At 43.4% G+C, this 22,049-nt stretch carries 16 protein-coding genes; 14 read left to right on the top strand and 2 right to left on the bottom strand.

Annotated elements, in window-relative coordinates; all coding sequences use genetic code 11:
- Positions 1-476 precede the first annotated feature (476 nt).
- From ACIFSR_RS19795 to ACIFSR_RS19825, 7 genes are all read left to right on the top strand, one after another.
- On the top strand, positions 477-2,705 hold the full coding sequence (locus tag ACIFSR_RS19795) for a family 10 glycosylhydrolase (protein WP_430059437.1): 2,229 nt from the start codon (positions 477-479) through the stop codon (positions 2,703-2,705).
- A gap of 130 nt (positions 2,706-2,835) precedes the next feature.
- Positions 2,836-3,840, top strand: a complete 1,005-nt coding sequence (locus ACIFSR_RS19800) for a LacI family DNA-binding transcriptional regulator (RefSeq protein ID WP_339204840.1) — start codon at positions 2,836-2,838, stop codon at positions 3,838-3,840.
- Between the two features lie 18 nt (positions 3,841-3,858).
- Positions 3,859-4,863 carry an N-acetylglucosamine kinase gene (locus ACIFSR_RS19805; protein WP_430059439.1) on the top strand — a complete coding sequence of 335 codons (1,005 nt, stop codon included), beginning with the start codon at positions 3,859-3,861 and terminating at the stop codon, positions 4,861-4,863.
- Positions 4,864-5,107: 244 nt separating this feature from the next.
- Entirely contained in the window at positions 5,108-6,034 is a 927-nt protein-coding gene (locus ACIFSR_RS19810) for an ABC transporter permease (protein ID WP_430059441.1), read from the top strand.
- A 33-nt stretch (positions 6,035-6,067) separates the two neighbouring features.
- Entirely contained in the window at positions 6,068-6,958 is an 891-nt protein-coding gene (locus ACIFSR_RS19815; RefSeq protein WP_339204837.1) for a carbohydrate ABC transporter permease, read from the top strand.
- A gap of 31 nt (positions 6,959-6,989) precedes the next feature.
- Positions 6,990-8,612 (top strand): extracellular solute-binding protein, encoded by a 1,623-nt coding sequence (locus tag ACIFSR_RS19820; protein ID WP_430059443.1) that lies wholly within the window; start codon positions 6,990-6,992, stop codon positions 8,610-8,612.
- A gap of 44 nt (positions 8,613-8,656) precedes the next feature.
- On the top strand, positions 8,657-10,996 hold the full coding sequence (locus tag ACIFSR_RS19825) for an S-layer homology domain-containing protein (RefSeq protein WP_430059445.1): 2,340 nt from the start codon (positions 8,657-8,659) through the stop codon (positions 10,994-10,996).
- A gap of 163 nt (positions 10,997-11,159) precedes the next feature.
- Here ACIFSR_RS19825 and ACIFSR_RS19830 read toward each other — a convergent pair whose 3' ends face one another.
- Both ACIFSR_RS19830 and ACIFSR_RS19835 read right to left on the bottom strand, forming a co-directional pair.
- Positions 11,160-12,713 (bottom strand): response regulator, encoded by a 1,554-nt coding sequence (locus ACIFSR_RS19830; RefSeq protein ID WP_430059447.1) that lies wholly within the window; start codon positions 12,711-12,713, stop codon positions 11,160-11,162.
- Positions 12,714-12,753: 40 nt separating this feature from the next.
- Positions 12,754-14,559 carry a sensor histidine kinase gene (locus ACIFSR_RS19835; RefSeq protein ID WP_339204832.1) on the bottom strand — a complete coding sequence of 602 codons (1,806 nt, stop codon included), beginning with the start codon at positions 14,557-14,559 and terminating at the stop codon, positions 12,754-12,756.
- A gap of 157 nt (positions 14,560-14,716) precedes the next feature.
- Here ACIFSR_RS19835 and ACIFSR_RS19840 point away from each other — a divergent pair, with 157 nt between their 5' ends.
- The 7 genes from ACIFSR_RS19840 to ACIFSR_RS19870 all read left to right on the top strand — a co-directional run bounded on the left by ACIFSR_RS19840 (position 14,717) and on the right by ACIFSR_RS19870 (position 21,947).
- Entirely contained in the window at positions 14,717-16,093 is a 1,377-nt protein-coding gene (locus tag ACIFSR_RS19840) for an extracellular solute-binding protein (protein ID WP_430059449.1), read from the top strand.
- Between the two features lie 89 nt (positions 16,094-16,182).
- Positions 16,183-17,052 (top strand): carbohydrate ABC transporter permease, encoded by an 870-nt coding sequence (locus tag ACIFSR_RS19845; protein WP_430059450.1) that lies wholly within the window; start codon positions 16,183-16,185, stop codon positions 17,050-17,052.
- A gap of 5 nt (positions 17,053-17,057) precedes the next feature.
- A complete protein-coding gene (locus ACIFSR_RS19850; protein ID WP_076267100.1) occupies positions 17,058-17,876 on the top strand; it encodes a carbohydrate ABC transporter permease in 819 nt (272 codons plus the stop codon).
- 22 nt (positions 17,877-17,898) lie between these two features.
- Positions 17,899-18,909, top strand: a complete 1,011-nt coding sequence (locus ACIFSR_RS19855) for an SGNH/GDSL hydrolase family protein (protein ID WP_430059452.1) — start codon at positions 17,899-17,901, stop codon at positions 18,907-18,909.
- 9 nt (positions 18,910-18,918) lie between these two features.
- Entirely contained in the window at positions 18,919-19,872 is a 954-nt protein-coding gene (locus tag ACIFSR_RS19860) for a zinc-dependent alcohol dehydrogenase (RefSeq protein WP_430059454.1), read from the top strand.
- 31 nt (positions 19,873-19,903) lie between these two features.
- The gene (locus ACIFSR_RS19865; protein WP_430059456.1) at positions 19,904-20,896 is read left to right on the top strand and encodes a zinc-binding dehydrogenase; all 993 of its coding nucleotides are present in this window, start codon (positions 19,904-19,906) and stop codon (positions 20,894-20,896) included.
- Between the two features lie 4 nt (positions 20,897-20,900).
- A complete protein-coding gene (locus ACIFSR_RS19870; RefSeq protein ID WP_339204826.1) occupies positions 20,901-21,947 on the top strand; it encodes an alpha/beta hydrolase family protein in 1,047 nt (348 codons plus the stop codon).
- Positions 21,948-22,049: the final 102 nt, after the last annotated feature.

The raw sequence follows: 22,049 nt of genomic DNA on the forward strand, positions 1-22,049 counted from the left end.
GGGAGTATGTCGAAGAAGCTTAGGTAGAACAAGTAGATGCTTTAACTCCAATATTTTGATAGGAACTTCTTGCACGCTCCGCTAGGGACGGGTGTAAGGAGTTCTTTTCCTTTTTCTTCCCCCTTTTATTCCCTTTCTGTCCTCTGAAAACGTGATCGGATAAACGCGAGGCACCTGATTTACCTCCTGAATGTGGGTCAGTACAGCACTGAATCACTTAGCACTGAAGAACAATATTTTTTCTTCCAGTTATTGACGTATTTCCAATTGAGTGATAATATCTAGCTAAAGTTAAAAGCTTTAAACTTTTGAAATGCTTGCAATGGATTGAATAACCACTTGAAAAAACAAACCATTATTAGGACTTAATCATCAAACAGTTAGTCGCTCAATATGTAATCTCACGGTTTTAGCATTTTTTTTAGCCTGAAAGTTAAATGCTTTAAACTTTTAACGAAAAAGGTGGAGATGTTAGGGTGAGTAAAACAAAAGGTTTGAAATTGCTGGTGTTTGTGTTATTTGTCAGTGTCCTATTTCCTACTCATTCATTGGGAGTTCAAGCAAGCCAACAAGCACCGTTTGGGACCGAGATCATTGTGCGGACCGTTAACCAATTTAGAAATGTCGCTGACGTAACGGCATTCATTCAAAAAGCTGTTCAGTACAATGTCGATATTATTAGTATGAACGTAAAGCAGGATGAAGACGATGAGGTGCCTTCTGGTCATGTATTCTATGACAGTGCGATTGCCCCGATTGCCGCCGGCTATGAGAATTTCGACGCGCTTTCGCATGTGATCACGCAGGCGCATCAGCAGGGTATCGAGGTTCGTGCATGGATTCCTCAGTTCCATGATCAGGCAGCATTTGTTAAGGATCCAAGCTGGCAAATGCACGCTTTCGTTGACGGTAATGTAGTCCCTTTTACAGGCTCGAATGGCAGTGAATATTTCGTCAACCCGATCCATCCCGATGTTCAAGCCTATGAGCGCTCGATAATTGAAGAGGTTGTAAGCAACTATGATATAGATGGCGTGGTACTCGATTGGTTGAGATTTGACGATTACAACATGGATGTAAGCAGCTACACGGTTAACCTATACGAGAGTATTTACGGATATTCTCCGCTCGATATTAACTTTAATGTGGATTCTAATCGCAGGAATGAATGGAATGAATGGAGAACGGATCAAATCGGCGGCTATGTGCAGGACGTTCGTGAAGACATCGATCAGATAAAAGCAGATATGGAGCTCGGTGTTTATATTTTGCCGCCGGAATTCACAGAGGTTGGTCAGAATGTTGCGAAGTTCAAGGATGCGATTGATTTTGTTGCACCAATGGCTTATTTTGATGATTGGGAATTTGATACGGAATGGGTCTATGGCGACAATGGGATTTTGTCAGATACATCGTCGCTTGCTGGTTCTGGAGTAACGATTGTTCCAACACTGGATAACGATTGGACAGTGAACGAATATCAGGAGGTATATGGCGGTATTAGAGATCACTTTCCACAAGTGACTCATCTCTCCTTCTTCTCCTATGGAGCTTGGGATGAGAACGTGCTAAGCGATATTAATTCGCGAAGGACCTGGCCTGTTGCACAAGACTATGCGGCGAATATTCCAACGGAATGGAAGGCAAGAAATATTGGCTTTAAGCCAGGTAGTGCTAACTATAGCGGCGGAGTCTTCACATTGTCAGGTAATGCATCGGATATATGGGGCAATGAGGATCAATTAAACTACATCTATCAATCTCTGCAAGGGGATGGAGCGATTGTTGCTCGGGTTGCAGGAATGAATAATATGGATGGCTGGGCGAAAGCAGGCTTAATGATCCGTGAATCGCTTGCTGTGGATGCTAAACATGCGGACATGATCGTAACTCCTGTGAATGGAGCCGCATTTCAATACCGCGCAGCTAACCAAGGGAACACAGTCGATCATATTATAGCTGAAGCTCCTCCATCTTGGTTAATGCTGGAGCGCAGCGGCAATCAGTTCACAGGCTCGATATCTACAGACGGGGAAAACTGGACCGCAGTGAGCAGCGCATCAATCGCAATGGGCAGTAATGTGTATATAGGTTTGGCACTGAGCAATTCGAGCAGCTCGGCCAATAGTCAAGCGATAATCGATCATGTCTCGCTTAGCGGCGCTTTGCCTGTACTGTGGAAAACCACGGATATTAACTCGACTACAGGAGCTGCCCATTTTCAGTCAGGAACTTATACTTTATCGAGCAGAGACACTGATATATGGGGAACCGCAGACAAAATGCGATATGCTTATCTTCCGTTAACCGGTAATGGATCGATTATCGCTAAGGTTTCCAATATGACAAATATGAACGGATGGGCAAAAGCGGGAGTTATGATTCGTGAGACTTTGGGTGCCAATGCAAAGCATGTCGACATGCTTATCACCCCTAGCAATGGAGCATCGTTTCAATACAGGCAGGCAGCTGGAGGCATAACAACGGACACCGTAACTGCCGCATCTTTGCCGCGCTGGGTTAAGCTGGAGCGAATAAACAATCAATTCATTGGCTATATCTCCTCCAACGGGGTCAGCTGGACTGAGGTTGGCAGACGCACGTTGACCATGAACAGCGGAGCTTACATTGGGCTCGCTCTAAGCAATCCAGGCAGTTCTACCTCCAATCAGGCATTGTTTAATGAGGTCAAGATTGTGCGTTAAGCAGCTATTTATAGGGTACACAACGCTTAGCATCCATCCAGGATTGACACAATGCTGGATGGATGCTAGCATCACATTGAAATTAAAAGGATTTAACTTTAATACTTAATAAAAGGAGAACAACATTACAGTGAATATACATGATGTGGCAAAAAAATCCGGTTTATCTGTTGTAACGGTTTCTCGAGTCATCAATAATGCACCGTCTGTTCGTGAAAAGAACAGGGAGAAGGTATTAAAGGCGATGGAGGAATTGAATTATCAGCCCAATTCCGCTGCCCAAAGCCTAATTCGAGGAAAGACCGGAATTATTGGCATGACCATTATGAATCTTAACGATTCTTTTTACGATAGAGTGATTAAGGCTGCTAATCGGAAATTAGCAGAGCAAGGATACTTTCTAACCTTGTCTATTTCGGAAAATGAGGGGGAAGGGGACACCAGCAATTTCTTATTTCAGAAGGACAGGGTGGATGGCATTATTGTCCTCTCCCCGATTGAAGAAGAAAGCTATATCGCCGAGTTGAAAAGAAAGAATATTCCTTTCGTTCTACTGGATAATCAAGAAGAGCATGAGGATGTATCGAGTGTGGTTGTAGACAATTATTTAGGTGGTTATGAGGCTACGAAGCACTTGATAGATCTAGGTCATACGGAGATTGCCCATATTGGGGGACCAACGCTGTTCTTGAGTGTTAAGGAGCGAAGAAGGGGGTACTTGCAAGCCTTGTCCGAAGCAGGCCTAACCCCATTTGCTATTGAGTATAGTCAGTTTACGGTAAGTGATGGTTACAAGGTAGCTAAGAAATGGATCAGAGATGACAGCCTGCCGACGGCCATATTCGCAGCAGATGACTTCATTGCACTTGGGGTTATCCATGCTCTAAGCGAAGAAGGGCTAAGTGTTCCTCATGATATTTCAGTCGTAGGTTATGATGATCAGGTGCTGGCTGCTGGGTTTTTCCCAAGATTAACGACTGTCAGGCAACCTGAAGCACAATTAGGCACTATCGGTGTTGAACTGCTCCTGAAGCATATTAACGGCACGATTCAGGAAACGACGATCACCAAGCTTACACCCCAATTATTAATTAGAGAATCAACGGCCTACTTGAGAAAAAATAACTCAATATAAATAGGAGTGACGATTTACTTGAAATATTATATGGGTATTGATGCAGGGGGAAGTAAAACCTATGCCCTCGTCGCTAATTCTGAAGGAACCATTCTGAGTGTAGGAAGAGGGGGAAACGGCAATCACCAAACAAATCGTGATCAAGCGGAAGATAGCCTGCGTAGTGCAGTCTCAGATGCATTAAGGCAAGCCCAATTAACCGTTGATCAAATCGAATTTGCTTGGTTTGGCTTAGCTGGTGCGGACAGAGAAAGCGACTATCGCATCTTAAGGCCAATCATTCAGAAGATGAATCTTCCGAATACAAATATTTCGTGTGATACAACAATAGCGCTTCGAGCAGGAACGAATCAGCCATTTGGTGTTGTTCTTATCTGTGGAACAGGGGTGAATTGCTCGGGAATGAACAGAAAAGGCGAATCCTTTCAATGCGGGGGATTCGGCTATATGTTCGGTGACTTTGGCGGAGGGCAAGATTTGAGTATAGAGGTATTCCGCAGCGTAATGCGTGCCTGGGAGGGAAGAGAGGAAGAAACGAGCTTATCGAATTTGCTAATAAATAAATTAGGGTATGGAAGCGTTGAGGCGTTAAGGGATAATTTCCTTGATTACTCCAACTATTTGCCTGTCGAAGTTGCAAAATTGTTGTTCGATGCCGTGCAGCAAGGGGATGAAGTAGCTAGGCGTATCTTGATAAAGCAGGGCGAAGAATTGGGCTTAGCGGCCGCAGCAACCATCAATCGATTAGCCATGAACGAGGAGAAATTCGATATTGTCTTGGCAGGCAGTATATTGACACGCGGCGACCAGGACGGGCTGCTGCGGAGTATTATTGAAAGAAAGGCTAAGCAAGCAGCGCCGCGTTGTTCGATTACCCTTTTAAATACGGAGCCGGCGGTTGGCGCTCTCATTCTAGCCATGGAGAGCAGTGGTGAGGAGGTTTCACCCGATATTATGAATAACTTAACCGAATTTAAGCTAAAAAGTATTCGAAATATTCAAAATGTTCAAAAAACGAAGTAAAAAATAATCATAGTGAGTGGGAATTATCTGTAATCGTATCATGCCAACTATGCTCCTTATCAGGATTGATGCCATTGAATTTTTCGTATACTGAAAGCGGTTCCATTGCATTGTTAGAACTATTCCTATCGGAAGGATGAGCTGCTACAGCAGCAGGTAGCAGTGGTTCGAATTAGCAATACAAGAGATATTAAATACCTATGTTATCTGATTTATTTAATCTTGGCAAAGGAGCAAAAGGCGAATGAAAATCAACTCAAAGCCAACTAGACGCAGCCTATTTATGAAACAATGGGATCTTCAATCTATGGTTTTACCCGGAATCATTTTCGTATTTGTATTCAGTTATATTCCGATGTATGGGGTGTTAATGGCTTTTCAGCAATATGACATTTTCGCTGGGATTTGGGATAGTCGGTGGGTGGGATGGACTAATTTTCGGCTATTTTTTAATGCTCCGGAATTTTTTAATGTGCTGCGCAACACGATAGCTATCAGTTTTTTAAAGCTGCTCATTTCTTTTCCAGCACCGATTATTTTGGCTCTCATGCTTAATGAGATTCGAAATATGGCGTTTAAGCGCATCATTCAAACGGTCAGTTACCTGCCTTATTTTTTATCCTGGGTCATCGTATCAGGCTTCGTCGTCTCATTGTTATCGGTTGATAACGGTACAGTGAACATTCTTCTCGCAAAACTGGATCTCATAGAGCGTCCCATAAATTTTCTATCCATCCCTGAGTACTTCTGGTCGATTCTAGTAAGCGTCAACGTGTGGAAGGAGGTTGGGTTTGCAAGCATTGTATACCTAGCCGCCATTGCAGGAGTAGATCCGACGCTGTATGAAGCTGCATCTATTGATGGAGCAAGCCGATTTAAGCAAATGTATTTAGTGACACTTCCATGTATAACCCCGGTTATTATCATCTTCATGATTTTGGCCATTGGCGGGATCCTTAGTGCTGGATTTGAAGATATTCTATTGCTAGCCTCCAATCCAATTCTCAGAGAATATTCAGATGTCATAGATACCTATGTTTATCGAGTAGGCATTCAAAATTCAAGATTCTCTTACGCGACAGCTGTTGGTTTGTTCAAATCTATTATTAGTGTAGTTTTACTGCTAATAGCCAATAGAGTGGCACGCAGGGCGGGAGTTAGTCTTTGGTAATTCATTTTGCAATATAAAGGGGGGAATGCAAGCATGAGGCTTAGCACGGGCGATAAAGTATTTCAGACTTTGATATATGCAAGCCTGGTCATTTTGGGAATCGTGATGTTCTATCCTTTCTGGAACTCTCTAGTTATTTCCTTTAATGAAGGAAGAGATACGGCACTTGGCGGAGTTACAATCTGGCCGAGGGCATTTACACTTGAAAATTATAATGTTGTATTCAAGGATACTCGATTGTTGAATTCCTTCTGGATCTCGGTGATGCGTACAGTGATCGGCACGATTCTGTCCGTATTCGTTACGTCACTGCTGGCATACGGGATGTCTAAGAGAGATTTACAGCTACGGAACTACTATATGATTTTCTTCATTGTAACGATGTTTTTCAGCGGCGGATTAATCCCTACCTTCCTGCTGGTGCGAAACCTTGGATTGATGAACACGTTCTGGGTCATGATTATTCCGGGATTGATCAGTGTGTATCATATGATCATTTTCCGTACCTTTTTCTCCGCGCTTCCCGATGGTCTGGAAGAATCAGCGAAGATCGATGGATGCAGCAATTACGGAATCTTCTTTCGAATTGTTGTGCCTATATCGGGTCCAATTATAGCTACCATCGGATTATTTACGGCGGTGGGTCATTGGAATGATTGGTTTACCGGAGCCATTTATATTTCCAAGGATGAGCTATTGCCCATTCAGACCTTATTAAGGCAAATTATGAATTCGAATATTATGACAGAAATGTCGTCCGGCAATGCAATCGCAATGGAACATATCAACAGAAACCGAAGCATAACGACAAAGTCTCTTTTGATGGCTACGATGATGGTTGCTACTATTCCCATAATTCTGACCTACCCTTTCCTGCAGAAATATTTTGTCAAAGGGGTATTGATCGGTTCGATAAAGGGATAGTCCCAATAAAAAAAAGAAGGTAGGGGAAAAAATGAATACAAGATTGAGATGGGTGTCGTTATTGATTGTCCTAATGGTTTTTCTGGCTGCTTGTTCAAACAACAACAATGGGGCGAAAGTATCGAACAACCCGGATAATTCCGGAGGAAACGACGGTCCAAAGCCGGTAACGTTTTCATTTTATGGTCATTATGATTGGTTAACGACGGCACCTTGGGCGGATAACGAAGCGACCAAATGGATTTTGGACAACAAGAAAGTTACCGTTAAGCCGATTCAATCTGGCGGCGCATCGGTAGAGAAGCTGAACACGATGATTGTCTCTGACGATTTGCCAGATGTCATATTTACGGATCGCGGTGCGACAGTCGACCGCTTGGTTCAAGCACGAAAGCTTGTGGCGCTTGATGAGTATTACGATAAGTATCCCAATTTCAAAAAGTATGTGAAGGAATCTACGCTCAATCTACTTCGTTCCGAGGATGGAAAGATCTATCAAATTCCAAATTGGTATACATCGGGAACCTTTGGGAACGGCGGATGGATGGTAAACATAGAAATTTATAATGAACTTGGCAGACCGAAGCTGGAAACATTCGATGATCTATACAATTACTTAATTAAAGTCAGAGACACGTACCCAGATGTTGTACCGCTTGAAGTTGGGGAGAAAGGCGCCGGCTTGGAATTGTTGTACGGAGGCTTCAAAGAAGGTGTAACTAGCAAATTCATCGGCATGAGAGGTTATCCGGAAGGCGACAAGCTAGTCTCGATCTATGAGGATTCTGCATTTCAGGAATCGATGAAGTATATTAGCAAGCTATTCCGAGAGAGACTGATTACCCAAGATGCTATTACACAAACCCAGGATGCAGTCAAAGAAAAAGTAAACACTGGCCGAGTGGCTGTTATGATCGAATCGAATATTACAACTTACGGAGCAGAAGGGCATCGTGAATTGACTAAGGTCAAACCAGACGGTGGATACGAAATTATTTGGCCGATTCATAAAGCTGGATTGGACAAAAAGAATATTTTTGTGAGTGGATTCGAGAGCTTAGGATGGAATGTCAACGTAATTACGACCGAAGCCAAGGATCCCGAAGCAATCTTCGCTTATTATGACTGGCTTACAGGGCCTGAAGGACAGAAGGTTCTATTCTTCGGACCGCAAGGCCTTTATTGGGATGAGCAAAATGAGGATGGATCGCCAATTCCGAATGAAAACTATAAAAATGGGGACGTCAATAAGCGGTCGGAAACGATGAGAAAATTCGAAGATTTCAACTGGGCGGGCAACACGACCTTTATCGATAAAGCCAAGGTAAGCTTGGAGATGGCCTTGTCGGAGAAGCTAAGATCATGGGAGACGATAGCGCAAAGCTCTGTCACTTGGGCGACATCGAAGGACATTACCGAATTCGTCAATGTGGATCCGCTGCCTGATTCAGAGCTCGGCATTATCTCACAGCAAATATCTGATATTTTCACAGTAGCCTTTGCGAATATGGTGTTTGCTAAATCTGATGATGAGGTCGCATCCATCTTAGAGAAAACAGCAAATGACGCAGAAAAAGCAGGGCTGGAGCGGCTGCTCGAATTTAAAACGGAGAAATGGCAGGCGAATGTTAAGAAAATTAATGCCGAATATTGAGTGGAGCAAGGTGTAACCCAGATCTACAATAGGGGGGCCGGAGCATGAGTCATTTGAAATCATATAGGATCGCTGCATTAATGCTCATCTTTAGTATGTTATTCACTTCATTTAGCTTTGCAGCGGAGGCAGAATCGGAACGGGATATTGTCGATCATTGGGCTAATAAGGAATTAACAGAATGGATGGATAAGGGTTGGTTGAAAGGCTACGGGGATGGTTCAATTCAGCCGGATCAGTTTTTAACGAGAGCCGAATTTGTGGCGCTTGTTAATCGATCCTTTCAATTCACGAATGAATCGGAGCTGACCTTCCAGGATGTGCCTAAGCATAGTTGGTTTTATCAAGATGTTGCAAAGGCTGTCGCAGCGGGCTATATCAGCGGCAAGAGTGCAAAGCAATTCGCGCCGAGAGAGTTCATTACAAGGCAGCAAGCGGCTGTCGTCATAAATCGGCTGCTTCAATTGCAAGTGGACAAAAATGCAGCGATGATGGAGTTTTCGGATAGTGAACAATTTGCTGAATGGGCCAAGGAAGCTATTAGTAATGTGGTCATTCAAGGTATAATGCGCGGTTATAATTCTGCAAACACGTTTAAACCTTTGAATCCATTGACACGTGCGGAGTTGGTGGTTATCCTGGACCGTTCGCTGCAAGTTAAATTAAGCCAACTTCCCATCAAACCGGAAAACGGGAATGTTGGTGGGAACGGCAATGGGGGAGGAACCTCGCCAGTTGAAGAAGAGAACATGCCTTTCAAAACCGAGATTACGGTACGAACAGTTAACCAGTTTCGGAGTGCAAGTGATGTAGCGGACTTTGTTGAGCAAGCCGTTAAGAACAATGTGGATATCATTAATATGAGTGTCAAGCAGGACGAAGACGATGAAGTGCCTTCAGGCCATGTATTCTACAACAGTGCGATCGCCCCTATAGCCTATGGCTATGAGAGCTTTGATGCTCTTTCGCAAGTGATTACGCAGGCGCATCAGAAGGGTATCGAGGTTCGTGCATGGATTCCTCAGTTCCATGATCAGGCAGCCTTTCATAAGGATCCTAGCTGGCAGATGCACGCTTTAGTAGATGGTAATGCAGTTCCTTATACTGGATCGAATGGCAGCGAGTATTTCGTCAACCCGATCCATCCCGATGTTCAAGCTTATGAGCGCTCGATTATTGAAGAGGTCGTAAGCAATTATGATATAGATGGCGTAGTTCTCGATTGGTTGAGATTCGATAATTACAATATGGATGTAAGCAGCTACACGGTTAACCTGTACGAGAGCATATACGGATATTCGCCGCTGGATATTAACTTTGATGAAGATTCTACTCGCAGGAATCAATGGAATGAATGGAGAACGGATCAAATCGGCGGCTATGTGCAGGATGTTCGTGAGGATATCGACCAGATTAAAGCGGGTATGGAGCTGGGCGTTTTCATTTTGCCTCCTGAATTCGTTGAGGTTGGCCAGAATGCTGCGAAGTTCAAGGATGCAGTAAATTTTGTCGCTCCGATGGCTTATTTCGATGATTGGGGATTCGATGAGGAATGGGTCTATGACGAGAACGGAATTTTATCCGATACATCGTTCCTTGTTGGTTCTGGAGTAGCGATCGTGCCGACGCTCGATGACAATTGGACGGATGACGAATATCAAGCGGTGTATGGCGGAATTCGAGAGAACTTTCCTGCTATTACACATCTCTCTTACTTTAATTATGGCGCTTGGGATTGGAATGTGCTTAAAGCAATCGATGCGAGAAGAGCTTGGCCAACTGCAGGCTGGGAGCCGCCTGTGGAGCATGATTATGATGCTGTTCTTCCACAGCCTTGGAAAGCTAGAAATATCGGGTTGAAGTCTGGCGATGCATCCTATAATGCGGCGGACGAGACATTCACGTTAACAGGAAGTTCAACCGATATTTGGGGAAATAATGATCTATTAAATTATATTTATAAGCCATGGCATGGGGATGGGGAGATTATAGCGCAAGTGACTGTGATGGAAGAAATGAGTGAGTGGGCCAAAGCAGGCTTGATGATTCGTGAGACGCTGGACGTGGACGCTAAGCATGTAGACATGATGGTTACGCCAGTTAATGGAGCCACCTTTCAATATCGGGAAAATGAAGGGGGAGGCACCGTCGATCAGACGATGGCTGGTAGTCCGCCATTGTGGCTTAAGCTGAATCGCAGCGGCAATGTATTAACCGGTTCAATTTCAAATAATGGAGTGGACTGGACGGTAGTCAGCAGTTTTGAAACGATTATGAATGATGATGTCTATATAGGCTTGGCTCTAAGCAATCCAGCTAGTACAAGTAATAATAAGGCAATATTCACTAATGTTCAGGTTATCGCAGGTGATGAAGGAAGGTAGCAAGAACCATGTTGTATAGATCGGAACTTCTTACACGCTCCGCTGGGAGCGGGTGTAAGAAGTTCTTTTCTTTTTTCTAGGTTTGAAATGGAACACTGGCGCTTTAGTCTGTCTTAATACTTATAAAATCTGATTAGGAGGATAATCCCTAAATCTCGAACTCCTATTCCTGAAGGAGCTGATCTTTATAATCTGTCGGGGATTTACCTGTAACGAGCTTAAATACTTTGGTGAAATAGTGCCGATCTGTATAACCTGTAATTTCAGAAATTTCTTTTAGAGGCATCTCAGGATGAATTCGCATGAGCTCCTTCGCTTTGTTAATGCGGAGAGTAGTTAAATATTCGACAAAGGTTTCTCCATGATGCTTGCGAAATAGATTTCCTAAATGGGTGCTCGAAATTTGAAATCGATCCATAATATGAGTCATTGAAATCGTTTCGCTCAAATTTGCGGATAAATAGTCGGAGATTTGTTCAATTAATCGGACTCCTTTGTTACTGGCGGGGTCATGGTCTTCAAATCGGAAAATATGCGATAGCAAGTTCCAGATATCCTCAGCAGCATTTGAATAGGAGTAGGCGGATTTAATGATTTCCTCCATTTCTTTCTCCGTTGAAATACTTGTGAGGGGTTCTAATGTGCGGAAATGCTTTTCTAACCATTGAACCATTTGCTTGCCATTTCTTTGTAAATAGAGGTTCGGACAGGAGTGCTCTTCCCACTGCTCAAACCAATGGAAGATCATTTTTTTTAACAGCTTCCAATCCTTTTTATCCACCGCAATAACAATTTTCTTCTCATCGATGCTGCTTAGGAGCAGATTGAGTTTTTCTAAAGCGGGTTGTTGCTCAGATAAAAAGATTGTCTTGGATTGTCCAATGACCAGTTGATGGTACAGCTCATCGTGAAGATGGTTTGCAACCTGGTGAAACTGTCTAATATCGTTAAAGCTTTGGCTAACGGCGATGGAAGGGTGACTGCCTGAACCGCCGATCATCAGAACAATTTCCTCAGCAAGTTGTTTAATCCGCTGGTCGCCGCATTGATATAATCCGAGGATAATAAATCCCCTTTTGAAATCATTTCTTGAAACGATCCAAGCCTTCTCGTTCTTTAGCAATAAAGGATTCGAAGATAGTTTGTTTTGGATTTCTTGCTCCGTCAGAGTGGGACAACGAGCTTTATCTTGTGAAAATGTAGGCTTATTAAAGCAAAACACATAATAGCTAGAGAATGGAAAGCACTTATGTAAAGTGGTTTGGATACTTCCCTCTATACTCTTGTTTTCGAGCAATTCATTTAATAAAGATTGCTGCTGAAGATAGGTATCCAAGCTAATGCGTGTATTCGTCTTATCTAATAATTGTTCAATGATTGTAGGATCAACCGGCTTGACGAGGTAGTCCTCCACATTGGCCCGAATGGCATCCCGGGCATATTCAAAGGAAGAGTAACCGCTCACGATTACGACGATGATATGAGGCCAATTTTGCCGAATGATGGCTGCAAACTCGATCCCGTTCATGAGCTGCATCTTGATGTCGGTAAAGATTAAATGGGGTTGAACGGTCGGTATGGCTTCCAGTGCCTGACTAGCGCTAATACATTGGGCGACAATCTGGGTCTGCTCTCTTTTGCTAAAGTCGCTGTTTTCAATTACTTCTTTAAGATGATCCATGTAGAAGGGTTCATCATCAACAATCATAATCCTCATGGCAGCCGCCTCCATTACATGATACGTTAGGGAACTAATGTTAAAGTTTGATGTAGCCATGGAAACATACATAGGCTCCGCAATCCTCGTTATTGCCGAAGGAGAATTGATATTGCTCCTTGAACATGAGCTGAAGTCTAGCAATCGTATTCACTAGGCCCATTCCTCCAATTGAAATAGGCTCGTTTAATGTTTGATTATTTTGAATGCGTTCAAGATAGCCTTGAATGTTGTGCTTCAACGTTTCCAAAGAAGCAGGGTCAAACCCGACACCATTATCACTGATTCGTATCTCCCACTTATTTCCGATTATTTTACCGATAATTTGAATTTTCAATTGCTTATCGCTATCCGATAAACCATGATGAATGGCGTTTTCTATAATAGGCTGAATCATTAATTTGGGAATTTGAATATTTAGAAGCCATTCAGGAACTTCTATATCATAATGTAGCCGGTGTTGATAGCGAGATTTTAATAGATCCAAATAATGCTGTGCGAATTCTAGCTCCTCACTTACGGTTGTGATCGACGAGCCGGAAGAAATCGAATATCGTAAGAATTGAGAAAGTTTTCTACTTGTGTCCGATACAGCCTTTTGCTGGCCTCTATCTGATAAAACGGTAATGACACCTAACATATTAAATAAAAAATGAGGATTGATATGAGCTTGAAGCACATCGAATTTAGCTTGCATTTGCAAGGTTCGGAATTGAACAGTCTCCTCAAGACTATCTTGTAAACGCTGGTTCAAGGCTAGAAAGGAACGGTTAATAATTTCGATTTCACCCATATGAAATTTATTTTCAATAAAGGCTTGATTGGTCTCACCTAAATTAATAGAATCAATCGCTTTTTTTAGCTTTTTAAGAGGATGCGTTAAAATTTTGGCGAGAATAAAGTAAACAAAAACCGAGATCGCAATAAGGAGTAGAACGCTTATGATCGTGACATTACGAAATAAGAGCAATGGCGCAAAAAGTTGCGACTTTGGAATAATGGCTACAATCGTTATGCCTGTTTTCTCAGAGGTCTGGTACATGAAAAAATCATCTATTCCCTGTTCATTAGTCATGAACCCGTTCCCTGCATTCCCATTGCCAACCAGCTTAAGGATAGAGGCTAGTTTGTTGGATGAGGGAGGTGTAGACGAATAAAGAACCTGGCCCGCTTGTACAATCATAATTTGTTTATCCTGCTTCGAATCTAATTCCTCTACATGCAATAAATCGGAGGCTTTGAATTGGATTTCAAGAAAACCAACGGGATGCGAGTCCCAGCTGATCTGACGCAGAAATGAAAAGACGGCTTCGGAATCTCGGGATAGCCATCTGTCCTTCTCCGAAAAATTCAATAAGGAAGAGCCCTTCGCAGCTTGAACATTCTTAAATCCATCATTCGCAAGGATGGTTTGCATAATATCTACGTCAGCTTCGTTAGTTGAGTAGAAATCACCTTTTGACGTAAACAAATTAATCCTATGAATCGTTTGATAGACGGCAGCATTCAAGTAAAGGGAGTTTTGAATGGCCTTTTCGGACTGTAACGTTTCGGTGGGACTCGTATTTTTGAGATAGGCGATAGAGCTTAAATATTGGACGGCAGTATAGCTGGAATTGTCACGATTAATATATAGCTGGGTGGTTACGTTGTTATTAATGGTGGAATAAACATCTAGAGCATTGGAGTAACCGCTTACAAGCTTGTCCACATTTTCTTTTAAATTGGTTTCAATATTATTTTTCAAATATACATACATCGGAGTGCTGATAATGAGTGCAATGACGATGAGGACAAGCGAATAAGTCACATATAATTTCGTTTGTAAATTTTTGAAAGACAGCATAGACGACCTCCCCGTTCAGTATAACACATTAAAAATGCAGCCTTGCCCAGTGTGAAATATTTCCCCTAGTACTTTCAAATTCGCCATTTACGATAAGAAGCAAAAAACATAACATTGGTTTTGTAAGCATTTACATCACAAACTTGGAGGAATGAACATGAGGGGTCTCACCACAAAGAGAACGCTGTTATGGATGGTAATGGTTCTTACCATGCTTGTTTTAGCAGCTTGTGCAGGAGCGAAGAATAACGGTAATGCAACGAATACGCCATCGGAGAGCACTGCTGCTCCAACTACAGAAAGTGCATCACCATCAGCACCGATAGAAAAGATTACTTTAAAGGCACTTATGCACACGAGTTGGTTGAAAGGCGGAATGGAAGCGGTTCTGAAGGACTCTGCAGAGAAAGCCGGAATCACTTTGGAGATTGAGAAACTTCCTGAGGGTGCAGATGGGGATAATTTAATCAAAACGCGGTTTGCAACAAACGATAAGCCAGATTTGTTGTTCTTCTATGGAGGCGTGAATGAGGGCTACGGGTTAGGAAAACCGGAAGAGCAGTTCGTCTCGCAGGAGGATCAGCCTTGGATGGCTAACTTCGACAAGAAGGTTTGGACAGGTGCATTCGACTCGGCTGGAACCTTTTACGCGGCTCCTTACGGTGGATCTAATTTGGCTGTCATGCTGTATAACAAAAAGGTGTTTGAGGGCTTGAACTTGCAAATTCCAACGACGATGGATGAGTTCTGGGCTGCTTCTGAAGTGATAAGCAAGGCAGGCAAAGTGCCGGTGTACTTGTCCGCCAAAGATGCTTGGACTTTGCAAATTCCAACCCATCAGTCCGGTGCGGCGCAGGTTGATCTTCAAGAAATAACAAACAAAGTGTTTTCTAATAAAGCTACATTTGCTAATTTTGATGCCCAAAGACAGGGTATGACCTTTCTGGAAGAAGTTGTAAATAAGAAGTATGTTAACAAAGATTATTTATCGGATACTTACGATAATGCACAGAAAGCATTGGCCAATGGGGATGCAGCTATGTATCCAATGGCTACATGGGTCATGACCGATATTGCGGCCAAATACCCTGAGCAAACGAAGGATATTGGAGCGTTCCTTATTCCTTTCAATGGCGAGGGCAAGGATGTTGCAGGAGTATATCCGCCAAACGCCATGTATGTCGTGAAAGGAAGCAATCAAGAGGCGGCTCAAAAGTTCGTCAACTACTTTGAATCCGTTGAGACTCAAAATATTTATTTCGGTGCAGAGGGCGGCATACCAGCCATCAAGGGAGTTACCAATACACTTCTGACACCTGCCGAGCTGGATGCACAGAAGTTTAGCGAGGAAGGAAAAGCGGGTCCAACCGGCGTTAATCCTAGCAATGGCATTCCAGCGTATGGCTACGGGGATTATCCAGCCTTCCTTCAGGATTTAGTAGCAGGCGCGAAAACTCCTGAGCAGGTGCAAGAAGCGGAACAGAAAGAATTAGTGAAGAACGCCAAAGCCAAGGATGATCCAAACTTCAAGTAAAGCTTGCTAGAAATAGTCGATAGGAAAAGCAAATTTGGAGAGTGTTTCTGAAATAAAGAAACCCTCTCTCTTTTTTGGAGGGCAACTAAATGCTGAAGCGTCATTACTACAGGTACTCTATGTTAGCTCCAGGTCTTTGTATCTTTTTAATCTTTTTCGTGTGGCCAGCCATTTCTAATTTTTTCTATGCCTTCACCAATTTAGACGCTACCTTTCATTACACGCGGCTCGTTGGGTTTGAAAATTTCATTTCCCTATTTGATGATTCGAGCAATTCCATTGCATTCAAAAATACGTTTATATTCACAGTGGTCACCACAGTCGGTAAAGTCGGACTTGGATTTATATTAGCTAACTTTGTAAATCAAAAGTTAAAAACGACAAACTTCTTGCGCTCTGCCCTTTTCTTTCCCGTTATCTTAAGCCCGATTGCTGTATCACTGGCATTTACAGCTCTATATCATCCAAGCCGCGGATTTATCAATGTGTTATTGGAGAAACTTCAGCTTGGTTTTCTAACCCAACAATGGCTTACAAATAGCCATATCGTGATGTATTCCATTTCCTTTGTTGAAATATGGAAGTGGACGGGATTAACGGTCATCTTGTTTCTGGCAGCACTTCAGACCATTCCGAAAGAGATGATTGAAGCCGCCAAGATTGACGGAGCATCAAATTGGGAGCAGAAGAGGCATATTATATTCCCAATGATTCTCCCCGTTGTGAATACCAACATTATTATTTCGCTCATTGGCGGATTAAAAGTATTCGATATTGTTTATGCGCTTACTGGAGGCGGTCCAGGGAATGCTTCTAGCGTAATTAACACAATGATCTACAAAAGTTTCTCGCAAGGAAGAAATGGGGAAGCGACTGCCGCTAGCTTGTTATTGTTTGTGATCATTCTCGTCCTTGTATCCATAACGAACAAATATCTAAATAAAGACAACAGAGGGTGAGTGGAATGCGAGTATTGCGTAAAACATTATGGGAAGCTCTATCTGTGTTCATTAGCTGTATCATCGCCATTCCTATCTACTTGGTCGTTGTGAACTCCTTCAAAACACAGGCGGAGGCTTCAGATTTAGGATTATCCTTCCCGACGAAATGGAACCTATGGCATAACTATTCAGATGTGTTCGTAAATGCCAAGATTCCACAGGCATTATGGAATACAACGATTTTAACCGTCATTAGTGTATTCTTTATCGTTATTTTCTGTTCACTGTCCGCTTATTTCATTCAACGGAGAGATAACCGGGTGAGCAGGCTGCTGCAAACGGTTATTATTGCCGGCTTAATATTGCCTTCCTCCATTATTACGACGTATATGCTGATGTTTGATTTGCATCTGGTTCGTACTTATTTAGGGGTGATTTTGCTTTATATTGCTGGGAATTATGCTTTTCTAACCTACGTATACATCGGTTTTTTTCATAGCATTCCAAGAGAATTGGATGAAGCCGCAATGATTGACGGAGTTAGCCCTTACGGCTTGTTTTGGAAGATTATTTTCCCATTGCTGAAGCCGGTAAGCGCCAGCGTCCTAATTATTGCATTTATGTCGGTATGGAATGACTTCACTACCCCGTTTTATTTCTTAAATACGGCGAGCCGCTTCACCTTAAGCTTGACCGTATACTTTTTCTTTGGTCAGCATTCCTCGGATTGGAATCTGGTTTTTGCTGACTTGGTTATGGTATCCGTGCCGGTCATTCTATTGTATCTATTCTTGCAAAAGTACATCGTTGAAGGCTTAACGGCAGGGGCAGTGAAAAGTTAAATGGGAGAGTGAGGTTTGCTAAATGTCAGTGCATAACGTGAAACAAACAGCGGAGTCACTCGTTTTTGTGGGGCAAGAACAGCAGCAGCTGCGATTCCACCCGATCGTCAAAGGAAGCTTGAGCTTAAGAACACATACGAATTCCGAGCATGTGGAGTCGGTTAGTTATAAAGAAGGAAAGGATTTTATTGTTGATTATGAAACTGGGTTGATTGCAAGAACGGTGGCAAGCAGCATACGGGATTGGGCTGACCATGTATTCTTTCAAAACCTGAACTTCGATCATCAGTTGTTTGAGGAATACAGTAATCGCAGTTTCACTGTATTTATAGACTACGAATATGAGAGGGAGCAACATCAACATCAATTAAATGCCGGATTGAGCATAGGGGCTAGTCGTTTATTAAAAAACACGATGAAAAAGCTTAATGCCGGACAAGAAGCTGTTTATGTGGTTTTTGGTGACAGCATTAGCGAAGGCGGAGAGGCAAGTGAGGATAGCTATACTTTTTATCAACGTTTTGCGCATCGGCTATCTGCTATAAGCTCGGGTGGAAACCTTCGTGTTGTTAATAAAGCAATAGGAGGAGAAACAAGCACGGGAGGCGCAGCCCGCATAGAGCAGGATATTGTGTCTAATCAACCCGATCTTCTAACGATAGGGTACGGGATGAATGATCAGAATCTATTCGAGGGAGAAGTGGCAGTACCTTATGCTATTTACGAGAGTAATATTCGAACGATTATAGAATCTACGATGCGGAGCTGTGAAACAGATATTGTGCTTGTTACGCCTTGCGAGCCAAATCCCTTGTGGAAATATACGAGTGGGCTGATGGATGGATACGCTGAAGTTCTTCGTCGCTTGGGGAAGGAATATGATATCGGCGTTGCAGATGTGAATGAGATTTGGAAACAAGAATTACGAGCAGGAAAAACGCCAGAGAGCCTTCTGCTCAACAATATTAATCATCCGAATGATTATGGGCATTGGCTTTATTATCAGGCATTCGAACATCTAATAGAAGGGTGATGCTGTCTTATGAAAGCTTTGCAAATTACAGGTGCGAATACGTATACCATCTTAGAATATGAAATTCCGGTACCTTTTGATGATCAGGTATTGGTAGAGATAAGGCTGGTGTCGACTTGTCCTCGCTGGGATATGAACATGATGGCTGGCCGCAATATGTTTAATTATAATGAATCTCCGGATTACCCATTACCCCCGGGGTTTCCGGGACATGAGCTGGCTGGTGTAGTCAAATCGGTGGGAAAAAGCGTGCGTACGCTGAATGTGGGGGACCGTGTGGCTGCCCTTGAGCATTTGGATGGTAACGGGGCTTATGCGCAGTATTTATGCTTCCGTGAAGAGGAGCTCATCAAACTGCCAGATCATATCTCTGATAAACAAGCAGTATCGCTTGAACTATTGAAATGTGTAGTAATTGGAATCATGCAATTTGGCGATCTGCGGGGCAAATCTATCGTCGTGTCCGGTCTTGGACCTGCGGGAATGCTGGCCATTCAGGTGGCGCGCCTATGGGGGGCTTCACGTGTTATCGGAGTAGATATTAATGAAACGCGAGTACGACAGGTTCGAGAGCTTGGACTTGGCGAGACTTGCCTTGTCGATGAGCTGCAGGGTCAACAATTCGATTTAGGCTACGATTGTGTCGGGGCGGCCGCTTCTGTGCAAAATCTGATTGAGTACGTAGATGAACATATCGTTATATTTGGTGTTCTTCGCGGAGAAGTGAAGTATCCGGAACATCTATGGTACAAGGGAATGAAGCTGGAATCTTATAAATACCGCAATGTTGGTCCAAGGGATCATGAGCTGCTAATCGACCTGGTGGGAAATAAGAAATTAAACATGGAATGTTTGCAAACTCATCATTATACGTTTGATCGGTATCAGGAAGCCGTTGATTTATTAAATAAGCAGGAAGCGATTAAGGTATATTTTTATCCACAAACCGATTTCGATATTTAAGTCCAATATACAAGGCGGAGGGGATCTGGCAATGAAAGGCTATGGTGTTGTATTCGTTGATAAAGGCAAGGTTGAATATCAAGAGGTAACCGTTCCTGAGCTAGGGAGTCGTGATATCGTCATCGACGTGGAGCATTCTTGGATTAGTATTGGAACGGAATCTTCCTTCCTTAAGGGTGAGCGAATTGCGGGAGAAGTCCCTTACATAGAAGGTGATGCTTTGCCTTTTCCACAGATCAACGGCTATCAAAAGGTCGGTAAAATTAGAGCGTTGGGTGATCAGGTGGAGGGCTTTCAAGCAGGTGAGCGCGTATTTGCCACGGTAAGCAAAGTAAAGGGGATGGCATTCAACGAGGGAGGCCATGTCAGCCCTGCAGTAACGGATGTTAGCCAAGTATGGAAAATTCCAGATGGGATGAGCCCTGTGGCGTTTGCCGGGCTTGTGCTTACACAAGTTGGCTATAATTGTGGCTCTCGGCCACCGGTGAAGGAAGGGGATAAGGCCATTGTCATTGGCGACGGTCTTGTCGGCCAATGGGCAGCTCAAACCTTAATCCACAGGGGGGCAAAGGTTACCGTGCTGGGTCGACATGAGAATCGGTTAGCGCTGCTTCCGGATGAAGCAGTCGCGATGAACACTTCCAAGAACGACGTAAGCGAGCAGCTTTCTTCGCTGTATCCCGATCTCTCCATTATTGTTGATACGGTAGGCTCGCTCACGGCGGTCTACGAATGTCTTCCCTACCTGCGTCATAATGGACATCTGGTTTCAGCGGGGTTCCTAGGGACGGATGGCAGAATTGATATACAATCTCTACGGGAGAAGGAAGTTACTCTTCACAATCCCTCGGGCTGGGATAATCAAAGAATGAATGAGACGATTCGCGGGATAGAAGAGGGCTGGCTTCAGACAGAAACACTCATTACGCATCAGTTTCCGGCGGATCAAGCAGTAGAAGCATGGAAGCTCATCCTGGATAAAAATCAACCCTGTTTGGGTGTGGTTTTGAACTGGGGTGAGTGATTCTATGGACGACTTATATGTAGAAGCTCCAAATATCGGCAACCGGTATCGTGAGGAACAAAAGCTTGAATACGAGCTCTTCATCGAGCGTATGCGTGCAGCCGGGGATCAGAATCGGGCGGAGTTCTTTCGTCCGGACACCTCATCGATAGATGCATTTGAAGCGGAGCTAGAACCCTATCGAGAGAAATTCAAAGCGATGCTAGGTTGGCCGCTGAGTGATCCCGCACTTGATTCATCCATTCCTAATGCTCGGGTTGAATTTGTTGCCCAGGATCGTTTAAGCAAAATTTATAGGGTTATCGTTGAAGGGGGATATGGTCTGACGACGTATGGCCTGTTATTTCTGCCGCTGTCGGAGGGGCCTTTTCCTCTCGTGATCTCACAGCATGGAGGAGAAGGCACGCCGGAGTTATGTTCCGGTTTATATGGTCCCACGAACTATCATGATATGACGCGGAGAGTACTCCAAAGGAGCATCGCTGTATTTGCGCCACAGCTCCTGCTCTGGAAGGAAGGGGAATATGGTTCTCCGTATGACAGACTGTCTATCGATAGACAATTAAAGCAGGTAGGCAGCTCGATTGCTGCGGTGGAAATCTATAAAATTCAGCGGAGCCTGGATTATTTATTATCACGGAATGATATCGCCGCTGACCAAGTCGGTATGATCGGTTTATCTTATGGCGGGTTTTATACCCTCTTTACAGCAGCAGCGGATACTCGTATTAAGGCAGTGTACTCATCGTGTTTTTTCAACGATCGCTTTAAGTATGATTGGTTTGATTTTACTTGGTTTAATGCTGGCAATACGTTTCTAGATGCAGAAGTAGCTGGATTAATTTGTCCACGATTTCTGCATATTGAGGTGGGCAAAAAGGATGAACTGTTCCACTATGCGCATGCGCGTAAAGAGCTGGACAAACTAGCTGAGCTTTATGGGCAGTTGAATATCATGCACCGATTGTCGAGAGAAGTATTTGATGGAGCTCATGAGCTGGACATAAACGATAGAGCAATGGAGTGGTTTTGCCAAGCGCTCCGAATGTGAAATATTCCCCCTGCGACTTTCGAATACTCCATTTACCGTATTGACTCGACATCATATCATCATTAATGTAAGCGCTTTAATATAAGGAGAGGGGTTTTAATC

It is taken from the genome of Paenibacillus sp. NRS-1760 (assembly GCF_050467785.1).
GTDB lineage: Bacteria > Bacillota > Bacilli > Paenibacillales > Paenibacillaceae > Pristimantibacillus.